The following is a 23,634-nucleotide window of genomic DNA, read 5'->3' on the forward strand; positions in this document are numbered from 1 at the left end:
ACGACTCTCCACGATGAGCACCGCGGGCGACTTCGACGACTACCTGCAATCGTTGGGACGGTTGACGTCTCACGTCGACCCGACCGCGTCGACGCCGGAGGCCGAGCGGATCACGCAGGCCACGGCGCGTCTCGGCGAACTCCTCGACACCGACATCGCGGGACTGGCGGCGTGGGTGCGCGACAACCCCACCGATGTCCCTGTACTGGGGCTCGCCGTCGGGCTGTCCCAGGAGAAGCTGAAGAACGCCCTGCGCGACCGGTTCGACACCAGCGGCTGGCATGCATTGGCGCGCGCACAACCGGTCGAGCTAGTGACCTGGCTCGACACCGAGTTCGACCTGGTCCGCATGCTGCGCACCCAGCTGTCCCGCACGTTCACCTTCGCCGACATTCTCGTGGCCCGCGCCGGCACCCGCGCCACCGCCACCCGCGCGGGCGCATCGGGCCGGCGTATCGAGGACGAGATCGAGGACATCGCCCGCGACATCGGCCTCGACTACGTCACCCGCTCGCGGTTCGCGGGACGCAACGGCCGGACCGCGCCCGCCGACCTCATCGTCGGCGACCCGTCGTCGGCCGACATCGTGGTCGCGGCCAAGGGCTTCGACTCGACCGGTTCCAAACTCACCGACGCGGTCCGTGAGATCGAGGAGATGGCCGAGGTGCGGTTGCCGACCCAGCTCGTCCTCGCGGTGATCGACGGGATCGGCTGGAAGTCACGGCAATCCGACCTACGCCGCATCCACCAGCTGTGGGCCAACCGGCAGATCGACGGGATGTACACGCTCGTCGGACTCGACCGGTTCCGCGACGACGTCACCGAGTTCGCCACGTTGCGCCGGTTGATCTAATCGGCCTCCGCGAGCGGTAGGCGCACCCAGAACGTCGCTCCCACACCGGGGCTCGCGTCCACGCCGACGCGGCCGCCGTGCGCGGCGACCAGTGCCGCGACGATCGAGAGGCCGAGGCCGCTACCGCCGCCGGAGCCGCGATGTCGGGACGAGTCCCCGCGGTAGAAGCGCTCGAAGACGCGCTCGGCGTCCTCCGGCGAGAGCCCCGGCCCGGTGTCGGCGACGGTCAGCACCGCCTCCCCGGGGCTCGCGGCGTCGTCGACGCTCACCCCGACCGTGATCGAGGCGTCCGCCGGGGTGTGGTTCACGGCGTTGCCGATGAGGTTGCGCAGCACCTGGACCAGGCGGGGCCCGTCGCCGAGGACGACCGGCGGCCGATCGCCCGGGACGACGTCGAGCCGGATCTCGCGCTCGGCTGCGGCGACACGGGCGCTCTGCACGGCATCGGCGGCCAGACCGAGGAGGTCGACAGGAGTCGAATCCAGCGGCCGCTGCGCGTCGAGTCGCGCGAGCATCAGCAGATCCTCCACCAGCAGGTTCATCCGGCCGGCCTCGTCGTCGATGCGCCGCATCGCGTCGGTCACGTCGGGGACGCCGCCCTGTGAATAGAGTTCGGCGAATCCCTTGATGGACGTGAGCGGGGTCCGTAGTTCGTGGCTGGCGTCGGCGACGAAACGGCGCATCCGCTCCTCGGAGGCGCGGGCCTGCTGTTCGGACGCGGCCGTCGAGGCGAACGCATGCTGGATCTGGCCGAGCATCCGGTTCAGCGAGTCCGACAGACTGCCGACCTCGGTGTTCGGCGGCGCCGGCGGCACCCGCCGCGTCAGATTGCCCTCCGCGATCTCGTGCGCGGTCTCCTCGACCCGGCGGAGCGGGCGCAGACTCGTGCGCACCAGGACGTAGCTCAGCACCCCGATGAGCAGGACGACCAGCGCGCCGATCGCGAGCTGCAGCCAGATCAGCCTGCTGACCGTGTCGTCGATGTCGGACATCGGGGTGGCCACGATGGATCTGCCGAAGCTGTTGCTGTGCTTGATGACCCGCCACTGCGGACCGTCCCCGTCGACGGACGGGACGGTGACGGGTCCGGCGTTGTCACCGGTCAGTCCACTGAGGTCGGGCGCGTCGTCGAACTGGTTGTAGACGTTGTCGGCCGACATCCCGCCGGGTCCGTAGACGACGGACTCGACGTAGTAGGGCGACGGCGGCCGGCGGGGCCCGGGTGGGCCGGGGCCGTCGCCGAGGAGGCCACGGGGTTCGGCCCACGTGCGTACCGCGTTCTCCAGCCCCTCGTCGGCGCGGGAGATGAGGTCCTGCCGCATCGACGAGGTCACCGCGACACCGGAGGCGAGGAGTCCGATGGCGACGAGCAGCACCGTCAGCGCCACCATCGAGATCCGCAGTGGGACACCGCGCTTCCGCGTGCCGCGGCCGGTACTCGTCACCGTCGCATCAGTCACGGGGCTCACGCATCACGTAGCCGACGCCGCGGAGGGTGTGGATGAGTCGCTTGTCCCCGGTGTCGAGCTTGCGCCGAAGGTACGACACATAGGATTCGACGACGTTCACTTCGCCGCCGAAGTCGTAGTTCCAGACATGGTCGAGGATGCGCGGCTTCGACAACACCGTGCCCGCGTTCACCATGAAGTAGCGCAACAGCGTGAACTCTGTCGGCGAGAGGGCCACCAGCTCGCCCGCCTTGAACACCTCGTGGGTCTCGTCGTCGAGTTCGATGTCGGCGAAGGTGATCTTCGACGACGCGCGCTTCTGGTCGTCGAAACCGCTGCGGCGCAGCAACACCTGTAACCGGGCGACGACCTCTTCGAGACTGAACGGTTTGGTGACGTAGTCGTCCCCGCCGATGGTGAGGCCGTTGATCTTGTCCTCCACCGTATCGCGCGCCGACAGGAACAGGGCCGGCGCCTCGACCCCGTCGGCACGCAGCCGGCGCAGCAGCCCGAACCCGTCCATCCCCGGCATCATCACGTCGAGCACGAGAACGTCGGGTTTCGCGACGCGGCATCGGTCGAGGGCCGCCGGACCGTCGGCGGCGGTCTCGACCTCGTAGCCCTGGAACTTCAGCGACACCGACAGCAATTGACGGATGTTCTCCTCGTCGTCGACCACGGGGACCTTCGCGCCGCGCGTCCTGTTCTGTTTCGCCACTTCACTCACACGACCAGAGTCCCAGTCGGCCCTGGAACCTCACTGTAGGCACGCTGGGAGATTCCTGTGAACGCTGACCAGCGGGTTCTGCGCGGCCGGGGGTCACGCGTCGGGGTCACCGTACGCGGCGGCCATCTCCTCCGAACCGCGCCAGCGCGAGTAGGTCGGGCTCTGCGGCCAGCCGTCGGGCGAATCCTGCCACTCCTCCTGCCGTCCGTAGGGCAGGACGTCGAGGAGTCCGAAGGTGAATCCGAGTTGTTCCGTACCACGACCGGTCGAGTGCCAGGTGCGATACACGGTGTCACCGTCGCGGAGGAAGACGTTGAGGGCGAAGCCTTCGCCCGGGGCGGCGTCGACGTCTGCGGAGAAGGTCGTACCCGCCGACGAGTACCAGTCCATGCGGTTACCGACGCGCCGCTTGTAGGCCAGGATCTCGTCCATCGGCCCGTGCGTGATGATGACGAACCGCGCGTCGTAGTCGGCGAGGTAGTCGAGCCGAGAGAACTGGGTGGTGAACCCGGTACAACCCGGGCACTGGAACCGGGCGCCGTCGGTCCACATGTGGTTGTAGACGATCAGCTGTGAGCGTCCGTCGAAGACGTCGACGAGTCGGATCGGCCCGTCGGGCCCGGTGAGGACGTAATCGTCCATCTCGACCATCGGGAGTCGACGCCGCTGTGCCGCCACCGCGTCGAGCTCGCGGGTGGCCGCCTTCTCGCGGCGGCGTAGGTCGGCCAGCGCAGCCGCCCAGGTCTCGCGGTCGGCTACGGGTGGGAGTGCCCCGGTCATGACGATGCCTTTCGCTCGGTGGTGAGAACAGTCCACCGGGTCTGACCCGCGCCCGTGGCGGAATTCATCGGAAGGCAGCGCACACCGCTACGGAGCGGAGAGGGCGTATGTGCTCTGGAGCCGTCGGACGTGCTCGCGGACCTCGTACAACTCCCGACGCGCTGCTCGCTGCGCCTTCTCGCCACCGGCACCGGCCTGCAGCCGGTCCACGAGGGAGTCCGCGACGCGTTCCAGCTCTTCGACCAGCACCCGCGCCTGCGCCTGCGCGGCCGGGTCGATGGGTCGCCGTGACGGAACCATGGGTGTCATCGTAGGTTCTCCGATCGTTAACCGCCTACCGCCACCATTTCTGCCCATGGGGGAATCGAAGTTCGAGGCGGCCGGCCGGGCGCAGGCTGCGATGCTGCTCCGGGAGTTGGAGAGGCACGCTCACTTCCTCGCGGCGCGGATAGCGCAGGCGGGGCGTCGCAGCCGTGACATCACCGGCGAGATCACCGAGTTGAACGAGACCTACGAGATGATCGGGGCACTCAGATCGCACTATGGAGACCTGCGCTCACCGGCGACGACCGTTGACGTGGGCCGACGAGGAGCTCGAGATCGCCCCCGGCCGACCAGACGCTTGGCCGTCGACCGAGATTGAGTGTCGGTGGCGGCGAGATGAACTGTCAGTGAATCCATCCGTCGTGACAGTCGATGTTGTCGCATTCGCACTAAATTGTGTGCATGGATGCTAATGACGAGCGGCGTCAGATCAGCGAAGTACAGGACCGGCTGATCGGCCTCTACTCGCACCGACGACCCGAAGACGTCGCCGCCGCGGTCGAGCAGGCCTACGAGCACTTCAGCGGGACCGAAGTCCGCGACTTCGTGCCGCTGCTGGTGGAACGCCGCGCGAACAAGGCGCTCGGCGGCACCGACGTGATGGCCGACCCCACCACTGTTCCGCCGCACGTCGGGGAGTGATCCGGGCCGGGGTCGCGTCCGTGGGCGGTCCCTGTGGTCAGCAGCACCCGGTGGTCGCATTGAGTACCTGGCGCAGCGCTTCCAAAGACTCTGGCCTCGGGCGGTAATAGACATTCATCCCGCGACGTTCGGGGGAGACCATCCCGGCCTTACGTAGTTGACCCAGGTGATGGCTCGTCGTTGCTTCGGTGAGCCCGACCACGGTCGCGAGATCGCAGGTGCAGATCCCGTCACCGCCGTCGGCGAGCAGGATCGAGACCAGCCTGATCCGCACCGGATCGGCAAGAGCCTTGAGCCGCAACGCGATCTCGAGAGCCGTGGCGTCGTCGAGTGGTGCCGCCGATACAGGCGCACAGCAGATCGGTGCGCTGATGTCGACCATCGGCAGGGTCTTGGGCATGGTCCGATCCTACCGGCTGTATTGACATATGTCGAAAAGGTGGAATTCTGCAGGAACGTCATTATTCGACATATGTCTCACAGGTGAAGGTGGTTCCCCTCATGTCCCGCATGCAACTCGCACTCAATGTCGATGACCTCGATACCGCGATCGAGTTCTACTCCAAGCTGTTCGACACCCCGCCGGCCAAGCGAAAGCCCGGATACGCGAACTTCGCGATCGTCGAACCCCCGCTGAAATTGGTGCTCCTGGAGAATCCGGGTCAGGGCGGCACGATCAACCATCTCGGGGTGGAGGTCGAATCGAGCGAGACGGTGCATGCCGAGATCGCCCGACTGTCCGGCGAGGGCCTGTTCACACAGCAGGAGATCAACTCCACCTGTTGTTTCGCAACGCAAGACAAGGTGTGGGTCACCGGCCCGAGCGACGAAAAGTGGGAGATCTACACCGTGCTCGCGGATTCCGACACCTTCGGAACCAGCCCGAAGCTGTTGGCCGAGAGCGGTGTCGACGAATCCGCCGAGGGTTCGGTGTGCTGCGGCGGTAGCGCCACCGACCCCGCCGACGCTCGCACAGCCTGCTGCTGACCGAGCGTCGTCGTTCTTGTCGGTGGGTGGAACGCCACCGACCCACCACCGTTCTGAGACGCTCACCGCTCCAAGCGGTCGGCGAGGTCGCGGATGCGGGTGGTGATGTCGTCGCGGATCAACCGCATCCGTTCGAGGCCGTCGATGCCTCGATCGGAGGGTTCGTCGGTGTTCCACACCTCGACACTCACCCCGTCGGGCGGGGTGACCTCGGCGGTGCCGACCACCACGACCAGATCCGCGGCTCGCATCAGGTCATCCGTCAGCTGCCGCGGCTGATGTCCGACGGCGTCGGCGCCGACCTCGGCGAGCACCTGCGCGGACAAGTCATTGACCTGCCCGCCGATCTTCGCGTTGGTTCCGGCGGACGACGCCGCGATCCGGTCGGTGACCGTCACCGAGAGACGTTCGGCCATCACGGATTTGCCACGGTTGCTGACGCACACGAACAGCACATTGAGGGGGTCAGACATGGCGCGCGGGCTCCCCAGTCGAGTCGGGTGTTGCAGAGAACCGCTTCCGCAGTGCCAGGGACACATAGACCAGGGCGACGAGGACCGGCACTTCGATGAGCGGTCCGATGACCCCGGCGAGCGCTTGGCCGGAGGTCGCACCGTAGGTGGCGATCGCGACGGCGATGGCGAGTTCGAAGTTGTTGCCGGCGGCGGTGAACGCGAGCGTGGTGGTGCGCGCATACCCCAGACCCATCGCGGCGCCGAGCACGAACCCACCGCCCCACATCACCGCGAAGTAGATCAGCAGCGGCAGAGCGATACGCGCGACGTCCCAGGGCTGCGACATGATCTGCTCACCCTGCAATGCGAACAGGATGACGATGGTGAACAACAAACCGTAGAGGGCCCACGGCCCGAGACGCGGCAGGAACGCGGACTCGTACCACTCGCGGCCCTTGGCGCGCTCTCCGATACGACGGGTGAGGTATCCGGCCACCAGCGGGATGCCGAGGAAGATCAGCACCGACTTCGCGATCTGCCACGGCGAGGCGTCGATGGTCGTCTGTTCGAGGCCGAGCCAGCCGGGCAACACGGAGAGGTAGAACCAACCCAGCACGGCGAACATGATCACCTGGAATACCGAGTTCAGCGCGACCAGGACGGCAGCGGCTTCGCGGTCGCCACATGCCAGGTCGTTCCAGATGATGACCATCGCGATGCAGCGGGCGAGCCCGACGATGATCAGTCCGGTCCGGTACTCCGGCAGGTCCGGCAGCAAGAGCCAGGCCAGCGCGAACATCAACGCCGGGCCGATGATCCAGTTCAAAGCCAGCGACCCGAGCAGCAGGCGACGGTCGGCGGTGACCGAGTCGAGCCGGTCATAGCGCACCTTGGCCAGCACCGGATACATCATGATCAGCAACCCGAGTGCGATCGGCAGCGAGATGCCGTCGAGCTCGACGGCCGCCAGCGCGTTGCCCACTCCGGGAACACTGCGGCCCAGCAGCAGACCCACCACCATCGCGGCGCCGATCCACACCGGCAGGAACCGGTCGAGCATCGACAGCCTGCCCGCGACGGCGGTTTCCGTGACGTTCATCGTCCGGCCTCACACGAACGTGCTTCCCCCAGAACTGTGGCGAGACAGCCGAGCAGCCCCGACAGTTCTTGTAACGCACCAGTGTTCACGCGGTAGTACACCCAGGTCGCGCGTCGCTCGCTCGTCACCAGATCGGCTTCGCGAAGCACTCTCAGATGGTGCGAGATCGTCGGCTGCGAGAGGTCGAACGGTCCGGAGATGTCGCACACGCACGCCTCACCTCCCGGATGCGCGGCGATCTCGGACAACAACCGCAACCGGACCGGGTCCGCGAGTGCCTTCAACGCCGGAGCGACGGTCTCCGCCTCGTCGGTCGTCATGCCGCGGGAGACCGTCGCCAGCAGGTTCTGGTTCGACATTCATCAATATTGACAGATGTCGAACCAAGCGAAAGCGTCGACCTACAACCCTTTCGCATACGGCGCGGTGTAGCCGGTCTTCAGCGGTTCGTCCCCCAGCCACGCCGCGAGCTCCTCGGCCCGGGCATCGAGAGCCCGACGCGCTTCGGAGGACAACGGTTCGAGCGGGACGACGTCGATCGTCGAGTCGGCGCGGCGATACCAGCCACCGACGATGCGACCATCCCACCAGGCGGTCTGGCCACCGTTGCCCGCGGAGTCGAAGACCTGCGGCGCGTGGCCGCCGAGATAGAAGCCGCGCTCCTTGTAGCCCATGGTGGTCGGGTCGAGTTCCGGCAGGAGCACGGCCTGCGGTTCGACCGGCTCGTCCCCCATGCCGTCGGCTCCGGTGCCCTCGGGTAGATCGTCGGGCAGGACGTGGCCGACTCCGCCACCCTCCAGGTCGACCTGGACGGTCTCGAGTTCGGCCAGCGCCGCGCGCACCGCGGTCTTGGTCGACCCCAGCCACCACACCAGGTCCGTCTCGGTGCCGGGTCCGTAGGTCCGCAGCCAGCGTCCGATCAGCGCGCAGTGCCCGTCGTGAACGCTCATCGACGGCAGGTCCTCGCCGAGCCAGAGCGGCATGGACGTCCACGCCGGCCGCGACAGATGCCAGCGCAGCCGGTTGGGTCCGCGGACGATCGCCCCCTCGGCGTCGAGCATGTTGAGCACGCGCGGCCCCATCGGGGCGCGGCCCGCCCACGTGGTGCCCGCGCCGTGACTGATGTAGCCGTCGAGCGCGGGCAGACGCTCGCGGAGTTCGGTGGAGGTCAGCGACTCGCCACCGGCGAGTTCGGCCAGGACCGCCCGCCGCGCGGTCTCGATCCAGCCCTCCGGGTCGTCGAAGTCGGGACTGCGCCGGAGGTCGCGCAACATGTTGGTGCGTTCCGACGCCGAGATCCGCGGCCCGAGGGCTCCGACGGACTCGGCCAGGATGTCCCGCGGGAAGACGAACAACGTGCGACGCATCGCGAGGTGCTTGACGAGCGTCCGGTCGTCGTAGAGGGCGGCGTCGACCGACTCGCGCGAGAGCTCCGGATCGACCCGGGCCCATGCGGCGAGGTGGACGCTCGACGGTGTGGTCGCGTGCAGACCGACCATCGTGGCAGCGGCTTCTACGGAGTCGGCGGCTCGAGACGAGACATCGAGGTGTTGCCGGCGCATGAGGCGAGTGCGGCGTTGCGAGTCGGAGATCAACAGGCGGCTCATCGCACGGGCACCCGGGGTGGTCGCATGGACAGATCGTAGTGATCGACGCCGACAGCACGGGTGACCCGGCAGGCGAGGAGGGGACGCGGGTGCCGGAGACCGCCGACCCCCGTCGACCCGGTGTCCGGCACCCGCGCGGTCGTGTGGGCCGAACGACACACAGCCCCCGACGGGCAGTGTTTCGCGACACTTTCGGTGTGTCCTTCGACCGACGCAACCTGTACGCTTCCCGACCCCCGTCGAGTTGCGCCCCACCAGCAGACCCCACGAACGCGACCCACTCCACCCCCGTTCCGGAACCCGGCACATAAGCGCAGATCAAGCCGCTAACGGACTATCCGGACCGGACAGAACCGGTTCCGGATCCGGTGGCACGCCCGGTGATCCGCGGTCCGCGGTGTGGCCGTCACCACATCGGATCGCCGATGGTGGCGCGGCGGGATCGGCTATCGCATGATGGTGCGGTCGATCTGTCGGGGCGAGCACAAGGACAGCTGAGTGGATTTCGGTCAGGCACTCACGCGACTGTTCGTGCAAGCCGGCCGGCCCACGCTGCGCGCCGCGGCGACACGGGCCCGGGTCTCGGCGCAGCGGATCAGTGACTGGCGCAACGGCCGTCATCTCCCCCGCGACTTCGCGACCGTCGAACCGCTGCTCGTCTGGCTGACCGCACGCGCCGTCGCCGCCGGGGCCGACGACGTCCTGACCATCCCGCAGTGGCGGGAGATGTGGGACCGCCGGACGCCCGACGAGACCCCCACCGCCGAGCCGCCCGCACCGCAGCATGCCCGGCCGTTCCCCGGCCTCGCCACCCTGACCGCTGCCGACAGTCAGATGTACTTCGGCCGGGACGACGTCGTCAGCACCCTCGTCGATGCGATCCTGTCGGCCCGCTCCGGACCGCCGCCGCTGTCCCCCGCGTCGCGACTGGTGGTGGTCACCGGGGTCTCGGGATCGGGCAAATCGTCGCTGCTCCGTGCCGGCCTCGCCCGGGACGCACGATTGTCGTCGCCCCGACTCGGCGAGATCACCCCGAGCGGGCTCGTCATCGCCGACCCGGACGAGCCGGGAGCCACCGATGCACCGGCCGCGACGACCGGGGAAGCGGTCATCGTCATCGACCAGTTCGAGAACGTCTTCTCGCTCGAGGACCCGCTGCGGACCGAGACGCTGCGCGAGGTCCAAGAGCTGGCGTCCGACGTCGTGGTCGTGGTCGGCGTGCGAGCCGACTTCTTCAGTCAGTGCGTCGAGCATCCGTTCCTCGCCGATGCGTGGCAGCACCGCTGCGTGATCGTCTCGGAGATGACCCGCACGCAGTTGCGCGAGGTGATCACCGCGCCCGTCCGACTCGCCGGCGGCCGCATCGAGACCGGACTCGCCGACGTGATGATCACCGAGCTGTACGAGGCGTCGACCGGCGGTGACCGCGCCGGCCGCCTCCCGCTGCTGGCGCACGTTCTCCAGGCGACCTGGGCACGCCGCACCGGCAACCGCATGACCTTGTCCGGGTACCGGGCCACCGGCGGTATCGCCCGCGCGGTCGCCGACACCGCCGAGACGGCCTGGGCGGCGATCGATCCGCGTCATCGGGATCTCGCACACGCGGTCCTCCTCGCCCTGGTGCACGTCGGCCCGGCCGGCATCGCGCTGCGCGTGCCGCTCTCCACGTCGACCATCGCGAACCGGTTCCCGCCCGAGGTCGCGACCGTCATCGATGAATTCGCCCAGGCCAGGCTGCTCACGGTGTCCACCGACTCAGTGATGCTCGTGCACGACGTGGTGCTCACCGCCTGGCCACGTCTGGCCGAGTGGATCGCCGACGACACCGACAACCACCTCTGGCGACAGCAGGTCGACGCCGACACCGCGGCGTGGCTGGCCAACGGGCGCGGCCGGTCGTTCCTCTACACCGGGTCGCGCCTCGAGGACGCCAAGCGCCGGCGACGAACCCTGCGCAGCGATTACCTGCATCTGCTGAACAACGAGAACGACGCCTTCCTCGACGCGGCGGTCGCCATGCAGCAGCGGCGTCGCATCACGCGCGTCGGCGCGGTGTCGGTGATCGTCGTGCTGGCCATCGCGGCGTCCATCACCGCCGCCATCGGCTTCCGACAGGCCCACGAACTGCGCGAACAGCGCAACGCCGCCGAACGCTCGGCTCTGTTGTCGCACATCGACAGCATCCAGTACTCCAACCCGTCGCTGGCCGCGCGACTGTTGCTCGTCGCCCACGAGGTCTATCCCGACGACCCGACCGTCCAGAGCCGTCTGCGCGGCGCCGCGACGACGCCCCTGGTGGTCCCGCTGACCGGCCACACCGGCCCGGTCTACGACCTGTCGTTCAACCGGACGGGCACGCAGCTCGCGTCGGCGAGCGGCGACAGGACCGTGCGCGTCTGGGCCCGGTCCGGCTCGTCGGACTATCGGGAGGTCGCGGTCCTGCGCGGCTTCGGCAACTACGTCACCAGCACCGACTTCCACCCGACCCGGCAACTGCTGGCGAGCAGCAGCGGGGACGGTTCCGTCCGGATGTGGGACCTGACCGACGCACCGAACCCGCGGCTGGCGACGACGGTGTCCCCGGGCCACGGCACCGTCTACATGGTGCGGTTCGCCGCCGACGGGCGGACCCTGGCCGCATCGTCCGACGACGGCACGATCACGATGTACGCCGTCTCACCGACCGGAGCGATCCGGGAGACGGCCGTCCTGCGCGGCCACACCGCCGCGGCGCGCACCCTCTCCTTCAGCCCCGACGGACGCGTTCTGGCCAGCGGCGGCGACGACCGGACCGTCCGGCTGTGGACGACCGGCGAATCGCCGCAGCCGCTGGGCGGGCCGCTGACCGGCTTCCCCAGCATCACCCATGCCGTCGCGTTCAGCCCGGACAGCCGCTCGCTGGCGATCACCGGCGACAGTCCGAACACCCAACTCTGGGACGTGGCCGACCCGCTCGCACCCCGCCCGCTGAGCACGTCGCTGCCCAACAGCACGGCCGGGTCGTGGTCGATCGCCTTCGACGGTTCGGGTGCGCAGTTGGCCTCCGCCCGGGCCGACGGCCTGGTCCGGGTGTGGAACACCGCGAACCCGGCCTCGCCGATCCTGCAGTGGGCGCTGCAGACGACCTCCGAACAGGGCTCGGTGCGGACCTTCGCGGCCCGGTTCGACCCCAGCGGCCGCCAACTCGTCTCCGGCCGCTCCGACGGCACGATCGACGTCTGGAGCCTGCCCGGCCGAACCGAACCCGACCGGGGCGGGACCCTCACCGGCGTGGACACCGACGACGCGCAACGAGTCCTGGCGACGGTCGGCGCCGACACCACCCTGAACCTGTGGACGATGTCCGACGGCCTCACGCTGCGGTCGCGCACGCCCATCCAGCGCCGGGTCAACGACCATCCGCGGGTCAGCCTCAATGGCCCCGGCACCCTCGCCGCGACCGCGAACAACAACGGCGGGCTCGTCGAGCTGTGGGACATCACCGACACCGCTGCCCCGCGACGCGCCGCGGCCCTCGACGTCGCCACCCGCTATTCGTTCCCGGTCGCCTTCGCGCCGTCGGGCCATCTGCTCGCGACCGGAGACACCGACACCACCGTGGCGCTGTGGGACACCTCGGTGCCCGGCTCCCCGCGACGCGTGGGCGCACCGCTGCGCGGGCCGACCGACGTCATCCGCAATATCGCCTTCAGCTCCGACGGCTCGCGGCTCGCGGTCACCTCCGACGACAAACGCGTCTACCTGTACGACCTGACGTCGCCGGGCGCGGACCCGGTCGACGTCATCACAGCCGAGGCGCCGGCCGCCCAGGCCGTATTCGACGGCGATGTGCTGGTGGTCGCCTCCCGCGACCTCTCCACGTGGCGGCTCCCGCCGGCCGGCACGGACGCCGAACCCGAACTGATCGACCGGGAGGAGGACATGTTCGCCTCGACGGTGTCCGTCGCGCCGAACCGCCTCACGGTGGGTACCGCGACGCACGAGCTGATCAGTTTCGCCCTCGACGACGACGGCCGGCTCACCGACCCGCAACCGGTCGGGACGCTGCTCGCGACCACCGACACGACCACCACCTGGCAACTACCCGCCCGACTCCCCACCGACGAGGACATCATCTCCGGCGGCGACACCACCGGGAACGTCTACCTGCACACGCTCGATCTCGACGAGGCCCGCGACTGGATCTGCGCCAGCACCGCTCCCGTCACCGACGCCCAGCGCGACGCCTATCTCCCGCACATCGACGTTCGCGCGGACTGCCGTCGGGACTGAAGCTTGTTGCGAGACAGGTGACCTCGACACGCGGCGTCCTCGCTGCGCTCGGTCGACGCTGCTCGGCCAGCGGAGGGGCCCGACCCCGCTCCGCCTTTGAAAGCCCCCACCCGCTGGTTGAGCCGGCACCGAGCGCAGCCGCCGGGCCGAGCAAGCGACGAAGGAGCGCGTCGAGGTCGAGGAGCCGTGTCGAAGCCACTTGGTGACATCGACGACGCTACTCGGCCAGCAGGGGACCCTTCAGCGGAAGCCGAGCACCTCGTCGCCCCACGCCTCCCAGATGTCGCCGTCGAGGTTCTGCACGACCCGGTCCTCGGCGTCGATGCGCAACACCGGGCGATGGCCGGTGTCGTAGGTCGGCCAGGGATCCCCGAGCGCCCCGGCGTCCGGCTCCTGACCGTGTGCGAATGCGGTCCACCGTCGGATCATCCTCTCCGACACCGCTTCTCCCTGCTTACGTCCGCCGAGCAAGAACGTGATGTCCTTCGGCCCGTTGCCCAGATTCCCCCACACGTAGGGGACCTCGGTCGCATGGGCGGCCCCCAGACCGAGCAGCCGGAACATCCGCGTCGTCCAGTCGTAGCGGTACACGTAGACCGGCGCCGAACGCGCATGCGCCTCCGCGAGCCACAGCGTGGGCATGCGGAACGCCACGTCACGGGCCACGCCGAGTCCGGTGACCTTCGGGCGCAGACCGGAATACGCGGAGAGCACCTGCGCACGTTCGGGCAGGACGACGTCCGGATACTCCTTCGCCATCCCGGCGAACATGCGCTCGATGTCGGCGGTGGTGATCGGCATCAGCGGCGACTTCATGTACTTGAAGAGATTCGCCTCGTCGCGGTTGGTCCCGATGATCAGCGGCACCGGATGCGCCCGACCCGCGCGATAGACGTCGAGGGGATGTTCGGGCAGCAGATCGCCGTCGATGACCGGTGCGAACGCGATGGTCCCCGGCACCTCGGTGGGGACCTTCTCGAACAGGGTGGTGGTGATCGCCGAACAGGTCATGCCGTCGAGTTGTTCGAGACGCCCGACGATCTCGCCGGTGTCGAGTCCACCGGCGTCGATGCCGGCGGCCTCGAGCAGTTGGTCGGCGACCCGCGCGGCCCGGTCGGCGCCGTACATCGACGTCACGGGCGAACTCTGCGCGATGGCCCGGCCGAAGAGCCCGGCCGCGGCCGGCATGGTGAGCAGCGCGGTGACCAGTCCCGCGCCCGCCGACTCGCCGAACACCGTCACCTTGTCGGGATCACCGCCGAAGGCGGCGATGTGGTCGCGGACCCAGCCCAACGCCGTGAGCACATCACTGAGGCCGGCATTCGACTCGAACCGCGGGTCGATCGACGACAGGTCGGCGAACCCGAGCACACCGAGCCGATAGTTCAGCGTCACGACGACCACGTCGCCGGTGGCGGCGAGGTTCGAGCCCTCGTAGAACGGCTGGGCCCCCGACCCCAGGACGTAGGCGCCGCCGTGCAGCCACACCATGACCGGGAGTCCGACGGCGTCGTCGGCGTGCTCCGCGGCCCCCGGCGGGGTCCAGACGTTGAGGAACAGGCAGTCCTCGTCCATGACCACATCGGGACCGAGACGTACGGCGGGGTTGAGTTGTTGCGGGCAGACCGCGCCGAAGGTCGAGGCATCCACCACGTCCTCGGGCGCATCGGCCTCCTCGAGGGGAATCGCACGGCGCCAGCGCAACTCCCCCACGGGCGGGCGGGCGTACCGGATGCCCCGCCACACGTCGGCCCGTTCCCCGGCGACCCCGCGGAAGGTGCCGACCCGGGTCTGGGCCGTTGGGCGGGTCCCGTCCGGAGCCACGCCGTCGGTCGGGGACGTCGAGTTGGCGGAGGTGCCCGGTTCGTCGTGCTTCATCCGTCCATCGTGCACCGTGAACCCGTTCTCGTAATCCAGAACTCGGCCGTGTCTGCTGGGTATGGTGACCGCATGGAGCTACTACGCAACGTCGTAATCTTCCTGCACATCATCGGCTTCGCCGTGACCTTCGGCGGCTGGGTCACCCAACTCGTGGCTCGCGAGTTCCGGTTCACCCGCGTGATGGACTACGGACTGCTGCTGTCCCTGCTGACCGGGCTCGCGCTCGCGGCGCCGTGGCCGGCCGGTATCGAGCTGAACTACCCGAAGATCGGCATCAAGCTGGTGATCCTGCTCGTCCTCGGCGGAATCCTCGGCATGGGCAGCGCTCGGCAGAAGCGCACCGGCGAACCCGTACCGCGCGCCCTGTTCTGGTCCGTCGGCGCCCTGTCCCTGCTGGCCGCGGGCCTCGCCGTCATCTGGTAGCCCGGGCCCGCGAGCCGAACCGCGAGACGAACCCGCGAGACGACAGACGCCGCGCACCGGAACAGGTGCGCGGCGTTCGTGCGTGGAGCCCCCTGTCGGGATTGAACCGACGACCGCTCGCTTACAAGGCGAGTGCTCTACCACTGAGCTAAGGAGGCGCGCGGGGCGAGTATATCCGCCGGACCTCTTCCGCTTCATCCGCACCCGGCGGATCAGCGGCCGCCGATCAGCCCCGAATGGCCGCGACCGCTTCGATCTCCACCAGCTGATCGTCGTAGGCGAGGACCGAGACGCCCAGCAGGCTGCCGGCCGGCTTGTGATCGCCGAAGGCCTCGGTCACCGCGTCCCACGCGACCACCAGATCGGCCTGCAGGTGTTCGGCGACGAAGACGGTGACCTTCGCGACGTCGCGCAGCGTCGCGCCGGACTCGATCAGCGCGGCCTCGAGGTTTCTCATGCACTGCGCGGCCTGTTCGCGAACGTTCCCGGGTGCGACGGTGGCGCCGTCGTCGTCGATGGGGGCCGCACCGGCGGTGAAGACGAGACTCCCGGGACTCACCGTGGCACTGCGGGTGTGGCCGTCTCGCGGACCGTTGATCTGCACCGAGGACATGCCGCGATCGTAGACGAGTGGTCGCCGTCGTCACCCCGGTCACCGGCGCTCACCGCCGCTCCCGGCTCCTCCGCCGACCCTGCCGGAGTCGTCCGGACGGACGAGGTGTATCCAGTCTCCTGTCAGGGTTGAACCGGCCGGGTGTCGGTTACCCCGCGAGCACTCCACCATCGACCCGAGGAGGCCTGCTGTGCGCGAACAGATCGGCCGTGCTCTACGTCGTCTCACGGGCAGCCGTCAGGCGACGATCGACACGATCGAACCCGGCAGCATCATGGTGTCGCCGCGCAGGCCGATCGAACCGTTCGACGTCGCGGCGATCACCGAGGTCCTCGATCTCGCCACGAAGATCGGGGCGGTGCTGCTCGACTCGGGCACCGGGGCCATCGACACCCAGACGCAGATCAAGTTCGTCGCCGGCGTGTACGGCCTCGAGGACGTCGACGTCGACGTCACCTACAACACGATCGTCGTCAGCGCGCGGCGCGGCGCGACGCTCCCGCCGATCACGACCATGGAGCAGGTCTACTACCGGTCGATGGACTTCACCCGGCTCGCGCAGATCGACCGGCTCGTCCGCCGCATCCGCGATTCGTTCATCAGCCCGTCCACCGCCCACCAGATGGTCGACGAGATCATCACCGCGCCGCACCCCTATCCGCACTGGCTGGCCACGACCGCCTGGGGGATCATGGCGTCGGGCATCGCGGTGCTCCTCGGCGGCGAATACCTCGTCGCCGCGCTCGCCTTCCTGACAACCGTGGTGACGGTCACCGTCAACCGCTGGCTCAACCGCATCGGGACACCGGTCTTCTTCCAGCAGCTGACCGGCGGTTTCATCGCGGTGGTCCCGGCCGCCCTGGTCTTCGCCGCGGCCGAACGACTCGGTGTGCAGATCGCGCCGTCGCAGGTCATCGCGGCCGGCATCGTCGTGTTGCTCTCGGGGTTGTCCCTCGTCGGCTCGGTCCAGGACGCGATCACCGGCGCACCGATCACCGGTGTCGCCCGGTTCTTCGAGTTGCTGCTGATGACCGGCGGCATCATCGCCGGTGTCGGCGTCGCGATCCGAATCCTGGAGGCGGGCGGCATCTTCCTGCCCACGATCACCACGACCACCAGCTTCGAGGTCGTCGAACTGCCGATCCGGGTGGTCGCCGGCGCGGTCGCCGCCTGCGCCTACGCGCTGGCCAGCTACGCCGAGACGCGCGCCCTCGGCGTGGCGTTCCTCGGCGGTTTCATCGGCACCGCGGTCGCGGCGGCCTCGACGTTCACCGACATCGGCGACGTCATCGCCAACGGTCTCGCGGCGGCGTTCGTCGGACTGATCGGCGGCCTGCTGGCACGCCGCGCGTTGACCCCGCCGCTGGTCGTCGCGGTGGCCGGCATCACCCCGCTGCTACCCGGTCTCGCGGTGTATCGCGGCCTCTACGGCATCCTCGGCGACCAGACCCTCGACGGATTCACCTGGATCGCGAACGCGCTGGCCATCGGCTGCGCCCTCGCTGCGGGGGTCACGCTGGGCGAGTTCGTCGCCCGGTCGCTGCGTCGCCCTCAGCTGCCACCCCGTCCGGACTGGCGTCTCCGCCGCCGGATCGCCCTGCGCGAAGCCCGTGAGGCGCGGCAGGCCGACGCGGCCGCACGCCGGGTCCGGGCGAACCGGTGGCGGCCGCCACCGCCACGACGCTGACGCCGGACGGGTGGCCGTGAGCACCACCGATGTCCGGGTAGAATGCGGAGTCGGGCGTGTCATCGGACGGCCGCTCCAGTCAGCAACGGACCGAGACACCGCACGGCTGCGCCTCGTCACCGCGCACCGAACCGCACACCATGCCGCACAACGAGGGGACTCACATGCCCGCGAAGACCACCGACGCGACCGACATCACCGACGACGAACTGGAGCCGGTGGCCGACGAGACCGCCAACTCGGCGCGCCGAGTCGTCGCCGCGTACGCCACCGACGCCGACGAGTGCCGGATGCTGTTCGCCATGCTGGGGATCGCGCCGGGCGAGAACGCCTGAGCAGGTGGCTCCGCGAGCAGGAGAAACCAACCCCGACACCGGCGGAGTGACCGGCACCGACCGGTCCACCCATGACGGGGCCGAGTTCGTGGTCGTCGCGAACCGCCTGCCCGTCGACAAAGAGGTCCTTCCCGACGGCACCGTCAACTGGAAGCAGAGCCCCGGCGGACTCGTGACCGCGCTCGAGCCGATCCTGCGCGCCAACACCGGGGCCTGGGTCGGCTGGTCGGGCATCCCCGACTCCGATGACAACCCCGACATCGAGGGCATCGACATCCACGCGGTCCCGCTGTCGGCGCAAGAGATCGCCGAATACTACGAGGGCTTCTCCAACGCCACCCTGTGGCCGCTCTACCACGACGTCATCGTCAAGCCCGAGTACCACCGCGAATGGTGGAACACCTACGTCGAGGTGAACCGGCGCTTCGCCGAGGCGGCCTCGCGAGCCGCGGGCGAGGGGGCCGTCGTCTGGGTGCAGGACTACCAGCTCCAACTGGTGCCGAAGATGCTGCGCATGCTGCGGCCCGACGTCAAGATCGGCTTCTTCCTGCACATCCCGTTCCCGCCGGTCGAGCTGTTCATGCAGATGCCGTGGCGGACCGAGATCGTCGAAGGCCTGCTCGGCGCCGATCTCATCGGCTTCCACCTGCCGGGTGGCGCACAGAACTTCCTCTTCCTCGCCCGACGCCTCGCCGGGCAGGCCACCAGCAAGGGCACCGTTGGGGTGCGGTCGCGCTTCGGCGTGGTGCAGGTCGGATTCCGCACCGTGCGCGTCGGCGCGTTCCCCATCTCGATCGACTCCGGGGAGCTCGACGCACTGTCCAAGACCCGCAAGATCCGGGAGCGCGCCGCCGAGATCCGCCGCGAGCTGGGCAATCCGAAGACGATCATGCTCGGCGTCGACCGGCTCGACTACACCAAGGGCATCGACGTCCGGCTCAAGGCCATCTCCGAGTTGCTGGCCGAGAAGCGACTCGATCCCGCCGACACGGTGATGCTGCAACTCGCGACGCCGAGCCGCGAGCGCGTCGAGAGCTACAAGCAGATGCGCGCCGGTATCGAGCAACTCGTCGGGAATATCAACGGCACCCACGCGACCGTGGGCCAGCCGGTGGTGCAGTACCTGCACCGACCGGTGCCGCGTGAGGAACTCGTCGCCTTCTTCGTCGCGGCCGACGTCATGCTGGTCACGCCCCTGCGCGACGGCATGAACCTCGTCGCCAAGGAGTACGTGGCCTGCCGGGGCGACCTGGGCGGCGCACTCGTCCTCAGCGAGTTCACCGGCGCGGCAGCCGAACTGCGCTCGGCGTACCAGGCCAACCCGTACGACCTCGACGGCGTCAAGGACGCGATCGAGGCCGCGGTCGAACAGAGCGAACACGAGGGCAGGCGGCGCATGCGCGCGCTGCGCAGGCAGGTCCTCGCCCACGACGTCGCGAAGTGGGCGGAAAGCTTCCTCGGCACCCTCGGCGCCGACTCCGACACCGAACTGTCGCCCAACCGGGGTGTTCATCTGGTGGACGAGCCCGAGTGAACCACACCGGGATTCCCGCCGAACTCACCGACGCGCTGGTCCGGGCCGCCGGCGTAGGGGTGCTGCTCGTGGCCAGCGATTACGACGGATGTGTCTCGCCGATCGTCGCGCGTCCCGAGGACGCCGTCCCCGAACCCGCGTCGATCGACGCGCTCGTCGCCGCCGCGGCACTTCCCGACACCGTCGTCGCCGTGGTGTCCGGCCGCGAACGGGCCGTGCTCGCGGAACTGTCCGGCCTCACCGCCCCAGTCGTGCTGGTAGGTAGTCACGGCAGTGAGTTCGAGTCCGGGTTCGCGGTCGAGGTCACCGACGAAGCGCGCGCGCTGTTGACCCGCCTGATCGACGAGTTGCGCGCCATCGCCGCGGAATTCCCGGGCAGCACCGTCGAGGTCAAACCGGCGAGCACGGTGTTGCACGTGCGCAACGCGTCGGCGTCCGACGCCGTCGCCGCGCTCGATCGCGCCCGCACCGGTCCGGCCTCCTGGCCGGGGGTGCACACCACCGAGGGCAAGGCCGTCCTCGAACTCGCGGTGATCGAGACCAGCAAGGGCCACGCCCTCGACACCTTGCGCGCGGCCGTCGGCGCCGACGCGGTCATCTATCTCGGCGACGACGTGACCGACGAGAAGGCCTTCGCGCACCTGCGTCCCCAGACCGGTGACATCGGCATCAAGGTCGGCGAAGGTGACACCGCCGCCGACTATCGCATCGCCGACACCGACGATGTGGCAACGGTTCTCGCGTTCGTGGCCGAGCAGCGGGCGCGGACGGCCTCGGCCGGTTAGGCCGGCTGCGCCGGGGCCGCGACGAGCGGGTCCGTCGTCACCGCCCGCCGGGCGCTCTCCCGAATCACCTCGTGCACGAAGCCGAGTTTGCGCACGACGGGTTCGGGGATGGTGAACGGATAGAGCGGGCGGCGTCCCATGGCCACGTTCACCCGGTTCAGCATGAGCGACAACCACTTCCAGTCGTACAGCAGCCGTTCGATCGGCTCGTCGGCGTACGACCGGAGCGGCACGATGTCACGGTCCATGGTGAACCGGACCTGCTGCGCGTCGAGATTCAGCCCGGATTCCCGGGCGGTGTCGATGGTCCCGGTGATGTGGAGGTAGTGCGCGAAGCACTCCGCGAAGTCCTCCCACGGATGCATCGTGGCGTACTCGGAGATGTACGACTCGCGCCAGTTCTCCGGTGCCCCGAACCGATAGTGGCGGTTGATCGCGTCGGCGTAGCTCGCGCGTTCGTCGCCGAACAGGTCCCGACACCGGTCGAGGTAGCGTTCCGCGCCCGGGCCGGTCTCGACGAGGACGTGTTCGTAGTAGTGCCCGGTCTCGTGGCGGAAGTGACCGAGCATGGTGCGGTACTGCTCGCCGAGGTCGACCCGGAGGCGCTCCCGATAGGCGTCCTGGGTCTCGGCGAGGTCGATGGTCACCACCCCGCCCGCGTGCCCGATCATCACCGGCCGGCCGAGGGTCTGACTCGACAACAGGTCGAAGGCCAAGCCGCCCTCGATGCGCCAGAACGGCTCCACCGGCAGACCCAGATCGACGAGTTGGTACACCAGCAGCCGCAGATCGAACGAGGCCGGCGCGAGCTTCTCGAGCGCGATGGTGTCCTCGGCGTCGGGCTGACGCCGGATCAGCGACTCGGGGAAACACCGACCCCGCAGGCCGATGCTGCCCTCGGTGACCTCGGCGAGCGTCAACCAGTTGCATTGCGTCCGGTCACGATTCGCACACCACACCCACAGGCGCTTCTCACTCGGCCCGCTCGCTCCGCTCCCGGCGCCGGCGTCGATCTCGACACCCTCCGGCCCGACCGCGTACAGCGACCGCGACGGCAGGTGCACGCCCATGGTCGTCGCACAGTTCGGGCAGGTCTGACGATCGAAGCCCGACAACGCATTGCAGACCGGACAGGTGAGCGCATGCACGCGCTCACCCTATCCGGACGCGCGCATTCCCGTCGTCGATCGGAAGCTCGCCGCGCACCGTCGCCGTCACCTCGTAGGAGTTGAGGTTGATCGACCCGCGATGGTTGTCGAGGAACGCGGTGTCGGCGGCATCGCGGCCGGTCGAGATCCGCACGAGGCTCTGACGTGGGGCGAGCCCGGTCGCGTCGACCACCACCCACTCACCGTCGACGATCGCCTCGGCGACGGCGTGGAAATCCATCGGCGAACACCCTGGGGCGTACACCGCGACGAGGCGGGCCGGGATGTTCAGGGCCCGCAGCAGCGCGACGACGAGATGCGCGTAGTCGCGGCAGACCCCGGCACCGGCGAGCAGGGTGTCGGCGGCGCCGTCGATGGGGTCGGAAGTCCCGGGGATGTAGCTGAGGCGGTCCGAGACGTATGCGGCGACCTGGTTCAGGATCTCCCCGTCGGGCAGCGATGCGTCGAACTGACCCGCGGCGAAGCCGAAGAACTTGTCGCACTCGGCATATCTGCTGGGCCGCAGGTACGTCGAGCGGTCGGTGATGTCGACGGGCAGCGGATCGGCGGGCGTGAGGACCGACGCCCGGTAGTCGATGGTCAGCAGACCCCGCTCGAGCTGCAGCCGATGGATCCGGGAACCGTGCGGCCCGATGATCTCCTCGGGCGTCACCGACTGTCCGTCGAATTCGACCTCGAGTTCTTCTTCCAACTGGAGGCCGGGCAGTCGGGCTACGGTGATCTGCATCTCCAGTTCGGTGGGGTCGTCGACCCGCACCTCGAGCCGTGCGGATACATCGCGGGGCAGCGTCATGGACACACCGTAGGGGATGCGTGCGACGACGGCAGAGGCAGGCGGGCCGACGGCCTGTCTACAGCGTCGCCATCGCCGCGATCGGATCCGCGTAGATGACGCTGAGCGCCACCACGACCGCCGCGCTCTCCTGCACGCGCACACCGAATCTCGACGGCGCGATCTCCAGCGGCCAGGTCAGCGTGGTCGCCTCGTCGAAGGCCGCCTGCACCGGCGCGAGCCCGTGCGGGTGTGCGGCGAACGCGTCGCCGGCCACGACGATGGCATCGGGGTTGATCACATCCCGGATGAGCGCGACCGACTCTCCCAGCACCCGGGCCCGCTCGTCGGCGATCCGAGCGGCCGTGGGGCTGATCCTCAGCCGACGCGCCGCGACCTCCGCGGCGTCGTTGCCGATGACGTTCTGCAACCGGACCCGGGTGAGCCCGGGGGCGAGCACCGGAGCCGTGACCGGCAGATGCGCGATGGTGCCCGCGCCACGCTCCGGTACGTGCACGCGGCCGTCGAGAGTCATTGCCATCCCGGCCGTTTCGCGGGCGTAGAAGAACAGCCCGGAACCCCCGTCGTCGCGCGGATGCGACAGGAGCAACTCGGCGGCCGCCATCGCCTCGACGTGCTCACAGACCGACACCGGCGTGTCGAGGCTCCCGGCAAGTGTTGCGCCCACGGCGAGTTGATGCCAGCCCAGGACCCGGTGGTTCACCACCCCGGTCTCGGCATCGACCGCGCCACCGACCGCGACACCTCCCCACAGCACCCGCCGCCCGCTGAACCGGGCGGCGAGTTCGGCGAGCAGTCCGCTGAGGTGCGCGAGCGCGTCCTCCTGATCGCCGGTCGGCGTCAGCACGGCGTGACTGTGCAGTGTGCGGCCGCCGAGGTCGGCGATGACGAGCACGGTCCGGCGGGCGCCGATGTGCATACCCGCGACGCACAGCGAGTCGCGGTCGATGGTCAGCGGATTCTTGGGCCGGCCAATCGCTTTCGGCCCGGCGAGATCGGGGCGTTCGACGACCAGACCGTGAGCGGCCAGCGCGTGCACCTGACGGTTGATGGTGGCCGGCGACAGACCCGTCGTCGCGGCGAGCTGATCCCGCGTCACCGGTCCGCCGACCCGGATCGCATGCAGTACCGCCGCCGCCGGGGTGGAGGTCAGTTGCAGCGCCGCCGGGATCACTCCCCCACTCATGCGACGAATGTAGCAGCGCGGTCCGTAAGGTTGA

At 69.1% G+C, this 23,634-nt stretch carries 24 protein-coding genes and 1 tRNA gene; 10 read left to right on the forward strand and 15 right to left on the reverse strand.

Annotated features, from left to right (window positions below):
- Positions 1-13 precede the first annotated feature (13 nt).
- Positions 14-853, forward strand: a complete 840-nt coding sequence (locus A9310_RS16145) for a hypothetical protein (protein WP_065631499.1) — start codon at positions 14-16, stop codon at positions 851-853.
- Here A9310_RS16145 and A9310_RS16150 read toward each other — a convergent pair.
- The 4 genes from A9310_RS16150 to A9310_RS16165 form a co-directional block, all read right to left on the reverse strand.
- Positions 850-2,244: a cell wall metabolism sensor histidine kinase WalK gene (locus A9310_RS16150; RefSeq protein ID WP_175401154.1), complete on the reverse strand. Its 1,395-nt coding sequence runs from the start codon at positions 2,242-2,244 to the stop codon at positions 850-852. The genes A9310_RS16145 and A9310_RS16150 overlap by 4 nt on opposite strands.
- Positions 2,245-2,305: 61 nt before the next feature.
- Positions 2,306-3,028, reverse strand: coding sequence for a response regulator transcription factor (locus A9310_RS16155; protein WP_065631501.1), 723 nt, complete (start codon positions 3,026-3,028; stop codon positions 2,306-2,308).
- Positions 3,029-3,121: 93 nt separating this feature from the next.
- Positions 3,122-3,808, reverse strand: a complete 687-nt coding sequence (locus tag A9310_RS16160) for a DUF899 family protein (RefSeq protein WP_065631502.1) — start codon at positions 3,806-3,808, stop codon at positions 3,122-3,124.
- Between the two features lie 87 nt (positions 3,809-3,895).
- The gene (locus A9310_RS16165; RefSeq protein WP_065631503.1) at positions 3,896-4,108 is read right to left on the reverse strand and encodes a hypothetical protein; all 213 of its coding nucleotides are present in this window, start codon (positions 4,106-4,108) and stop codon (positions 3,896-3,898) included.
- A 55-nt stretch (positions 4,109-4,163) separates the two neighbouring features.
- On the opposite strand from A9310_RS16165, the gene A9310_RS16170 reads away from it, so the two are divergent.
- Together A9310_RS16170 and A9310_RS16175 are read left to right on the forward strand one after the other, a co-directional pair.
- Positions 4,164-4,451 (forward strand): hypothetical protein, encoded by a 288-nt coding sequence (locus A9310_RS16170; RefSeq protein WP_065631504.1) that lies wholly within the window; start codon positions 4,164-4,166, stop codon positions 4,449-4,451.
- Positions 4,452-4,534: 83 nt separating this feature from the next.
- Entirely contained in the window at positions 4,535-4,774 is a 240-nt protein-coding gene (locus tag A9310_RS16175; protein WP_065631505.1) for a three-helix bundle dimerization domain-containing protein, read from the forward strand.
- Between the two features lie 37 nt (positions 4,775-4,811).
- Here A9310_RS16175 and A9310_RS16180 read toward each other — a convergent pair whose 3' ends face one another.
- Positions 4,812-5,174 (reverse strand): Rv2640c family ArsR-like transcriptional regulator, encoded by a 363-nt coding sequence (locus A9310_RS16180; protein WP_065631506.1) that lies wholly within the window; start codon positions 5,172-5,174, stop codon positions 4,812-4,814.
- Between the two features lie 101 nt (positions 5,175-5,275).
- Here A9310_RS16180 and A9310_RS16185 point away from each other — a divergent pair, with 101 nt between their 5' ends.
- Positions 5,276-5,761 carry an ArsI/CadI family heavy metal resistance metalloenzyme gene (locus A9310_RS16185; protein ID WP_065631529.1) on the forward strand — a complete coding sequence of 162 codons (486 nt, stop codon included), beginning with the start codon at positions 5,276-5,278 and terminating at the stop codon, positions 5,759-5,761.
- Positions 5,762-5,823: 62 nt separating this feature from the next.
- Here the strand turns inward: A9310_RS16185 and A9310_RS16190 are convergent, their stop codons facing one another.
- Genes A9310_RS16190 through A9310_RS16205 form a run of 4 tightly spaced genes read right to left on the reverse strand, consistent with a single transcriptional unit; the run spans position 5,824 to position 8,922 of the window.
- Entirely contained in the window at positions 5,824-6,234 is a 411-nt protein-coding gene (locus A9310_RS16190) for a low molecular weight phosphatase family protein (RefSeq protein ID WP_065631507.1), read from the reverse strand.
- A complete protein-coding gene (gene arsB, locus A9310_RS16195) occupies positions 6,227-7,315 on the reverse strand; it encodes an ACR3 family arsenite efflux transporter (RefSeq protein ID WP_065631508.1) in 1,089 nt (362 codons plus the stop codon). Before arsB ends, A9310_RS16190 begins: the two co-directional genes overlap by 8 nt.
- On the reverse strand, positions 7,312-7,674 hold the full coding sequence (locus tag A9310_RS16200) for a helix-turn-helix transcriptional regulator (protein WP_065631509.1): 363 nt from the start codon (positions 7,672-7,674) through the stop codon (positions 7,312-7,314). Before A9310_RS16200 ends, arsB begins: the two co-directional genes overlap by 4 nt.
- A gap of 42 nt (positions 7,675-7,716) precedes the next feature.
- Complete coding sequence (locus A9310_RS16205; RefSeq protein WP_065631510.1) at positions 7,717-8,922, reverse strand: winged helix DNA-binding domain-containing protein; 1,206 nt, start codon at positions 8,920-8,922, stop codon at positions 7,717-7,719.
- 498 nt (positions 8,923-9,420) lie between these two features.
- On the opposite strand from A9310_RS16205, the gene A9310_RS16210 reads away from it, so the two are divergent.
- Positions 9,421-13,194 carry a PD40 domain-containing protein gene (locus A9310_RS16210; protein WP_065631511.1) on the forward strand — a complete coding sequence of 1,258 codons (3,774 nt, stop codon included), beginning with the start codon at positions 9,421-9,423 and terminating at the stop codon, positions 13,192-13,194.
- A gap of 240 nt (positions 13,195-13,434) precedes the next feature.
- Here A9310_RS16210 and A9310_RS16215 read toward each other — a convergent pair whose 3' ends face one another.
- Positions 13,435-15,072, reverse strand: coding sequence for a carboxylesterase/lipase family protein (locus A9310_RS16215; protein WP_175401152.1), 1,638 nt, complete (start codon positions 15,070-15,072; stop codon positions 13,435-13,437).
- Between the two features lie 72 nt (positions 15,073-15,144).
- On the opposite strand from A9310_RS16215, the gene A9310_RS16220 reads away from it, so the two are divergent.
- Positions 15,145-15,498, forward strand: a complete 354-nt coding sequence (locus tag A9310_RS16220) for a Fe-S protein (RefSeq protein WP_065631513.1) — start codon at positions 15,145-15,147, stop codon at positions 15,496-15,498.
- Positions 15,499-15,581: 83 nt separating this feature from the next.
- Here the strand turns inward: A9310_RS16220 and A9310_RS16225 are convergent.
- Both A9310_RS16225 and A9310_RS16230 read right to left on the reverse strand, forming a co-directional pair.
- A tRNA-Thr gene (locus A9310_RS16225) sits at positions 15,582-15,656 on the reverse strand.
- Positions 15,657-15,724: 68 nt separating this feature from the next.
- Complete coding sequence (locus tag A9310_RS16230; RefSeq protein WP_065631514.1) at positions 15,725-16,111, reverse strand: RidA family protein; 387 nt, start codon at positions 16,109-16,111, stop codon at positions 15,725-15,727.
- A 190-nt stretch (positions 16,112-16,301) separates the two neighbouring features.
- Here A9310_RS16230 and A9310_RS16235 point away from each other — a divergent pair, with 190 nt between their 5' ends.
- From A9310_RS16235 to otsB, 4 genes are all read left to right on the forward strand, one after another.
- Entirely contained in the window at positions 16,302-17,798 is a 1,497-nt protein-coding gene (locus A9310_RS16235; protein WP_065631515.1) for a threonine/serine exporter ThrE family protein, read from the forward strand.
- A 164-nt stretch (positions 17,799-17,962) separates the two neighbouring features.
- Positions 17,963-18,133: a hypothetical protein gene (locus tag A9310_RS25950; protein ID WP_165630609.1), complete on the forward strand. Its 171-nt coding sequence runs from the start codon at positions 17,963-17,965 to the stop codon at positions 18,131-18,133.
- Between the two features lie 46 nt (positions 18,134-18,179).
- Positions 18,180-19,667: a trehalose-6-phosphate synthase gene (locus A9310_RS16245; RefSeq protein WP_058251252.1), complete on the forward strand. Its 1,488-nt coding sequence runs from the start codon at positions 18,180-18,182 to the stop codon at positions 19,665-19,667.
- Positions 19,664-20,452 (forward strand): trehalose-phosphatase, encoded by a 789-nt coding sequence (otsB, locus tag A9310_RS16250; RefSeq protein ID WP_058251253.1) that lies wholly within the window; start codon positions 19,664-19,666, stop codon positions 20,450-20,452. Before A9310_RS16245 ends, otsB begins: the two co-directional genes overlap by 4 nt.
- On the opposite strand, the gene A9310_RS16255 is transcribed toward otsB, so the two are convergent.
- The 3 genes from A9310_RS16255 to A9310_RS16265 are packed head-to-tail and all read right to left on the reverse strand — an operon-like array spanning position 20,449 to position 23,600.
- Positions 20,449-21,600, reverse strand: coding sequence for a putative zinc-binding metallopeptidase (locus A9310_RS16255; RefSeq protein WP_065631516.1), 1,152 nt, complete (start codon positions 21,598-21,600; stop codon positions 20,449-20,451). The two genes, otsB and A9310_RS16255, sit on opposite strands and share 4 nt — an antisense overlap.
- A 4-nt stretch (positions 21,601-21,604) precedes the next feature.
- Entirely contained in the window at positions 21,605-22,414 is an 810-nt protein-coding gene (locus A9310_RS16260; protein WP_065631517.1) for a transglutaminase family protein, read from the reverse strand.
- 58 nt (positions 22,415-22,472) lie between these two features.
- A complete protein-coding gene (locus A9310_RS16265) occupies positions 22,473-23,600 on the reverse strand; it encodes an ROK family transcriptional regulator (protein ID WP_065631518.1) in 1,128 nt (375 codons plus the stop codon).
- Between the last annotated feature and the right edge of the window lie 34 nt (positions 23,601-23,634).

Origin of the sequence: Gordonia sp. UCD-TK1 (assembly GCF_001691435.1) — a bacterium.
Classification (GTDB): Bacteria; Actinomycetota; Actinomycetes; order Mycobacteriales; family Mycobacteriaceae; genus Gordonia; species Gordonia hongkongensis.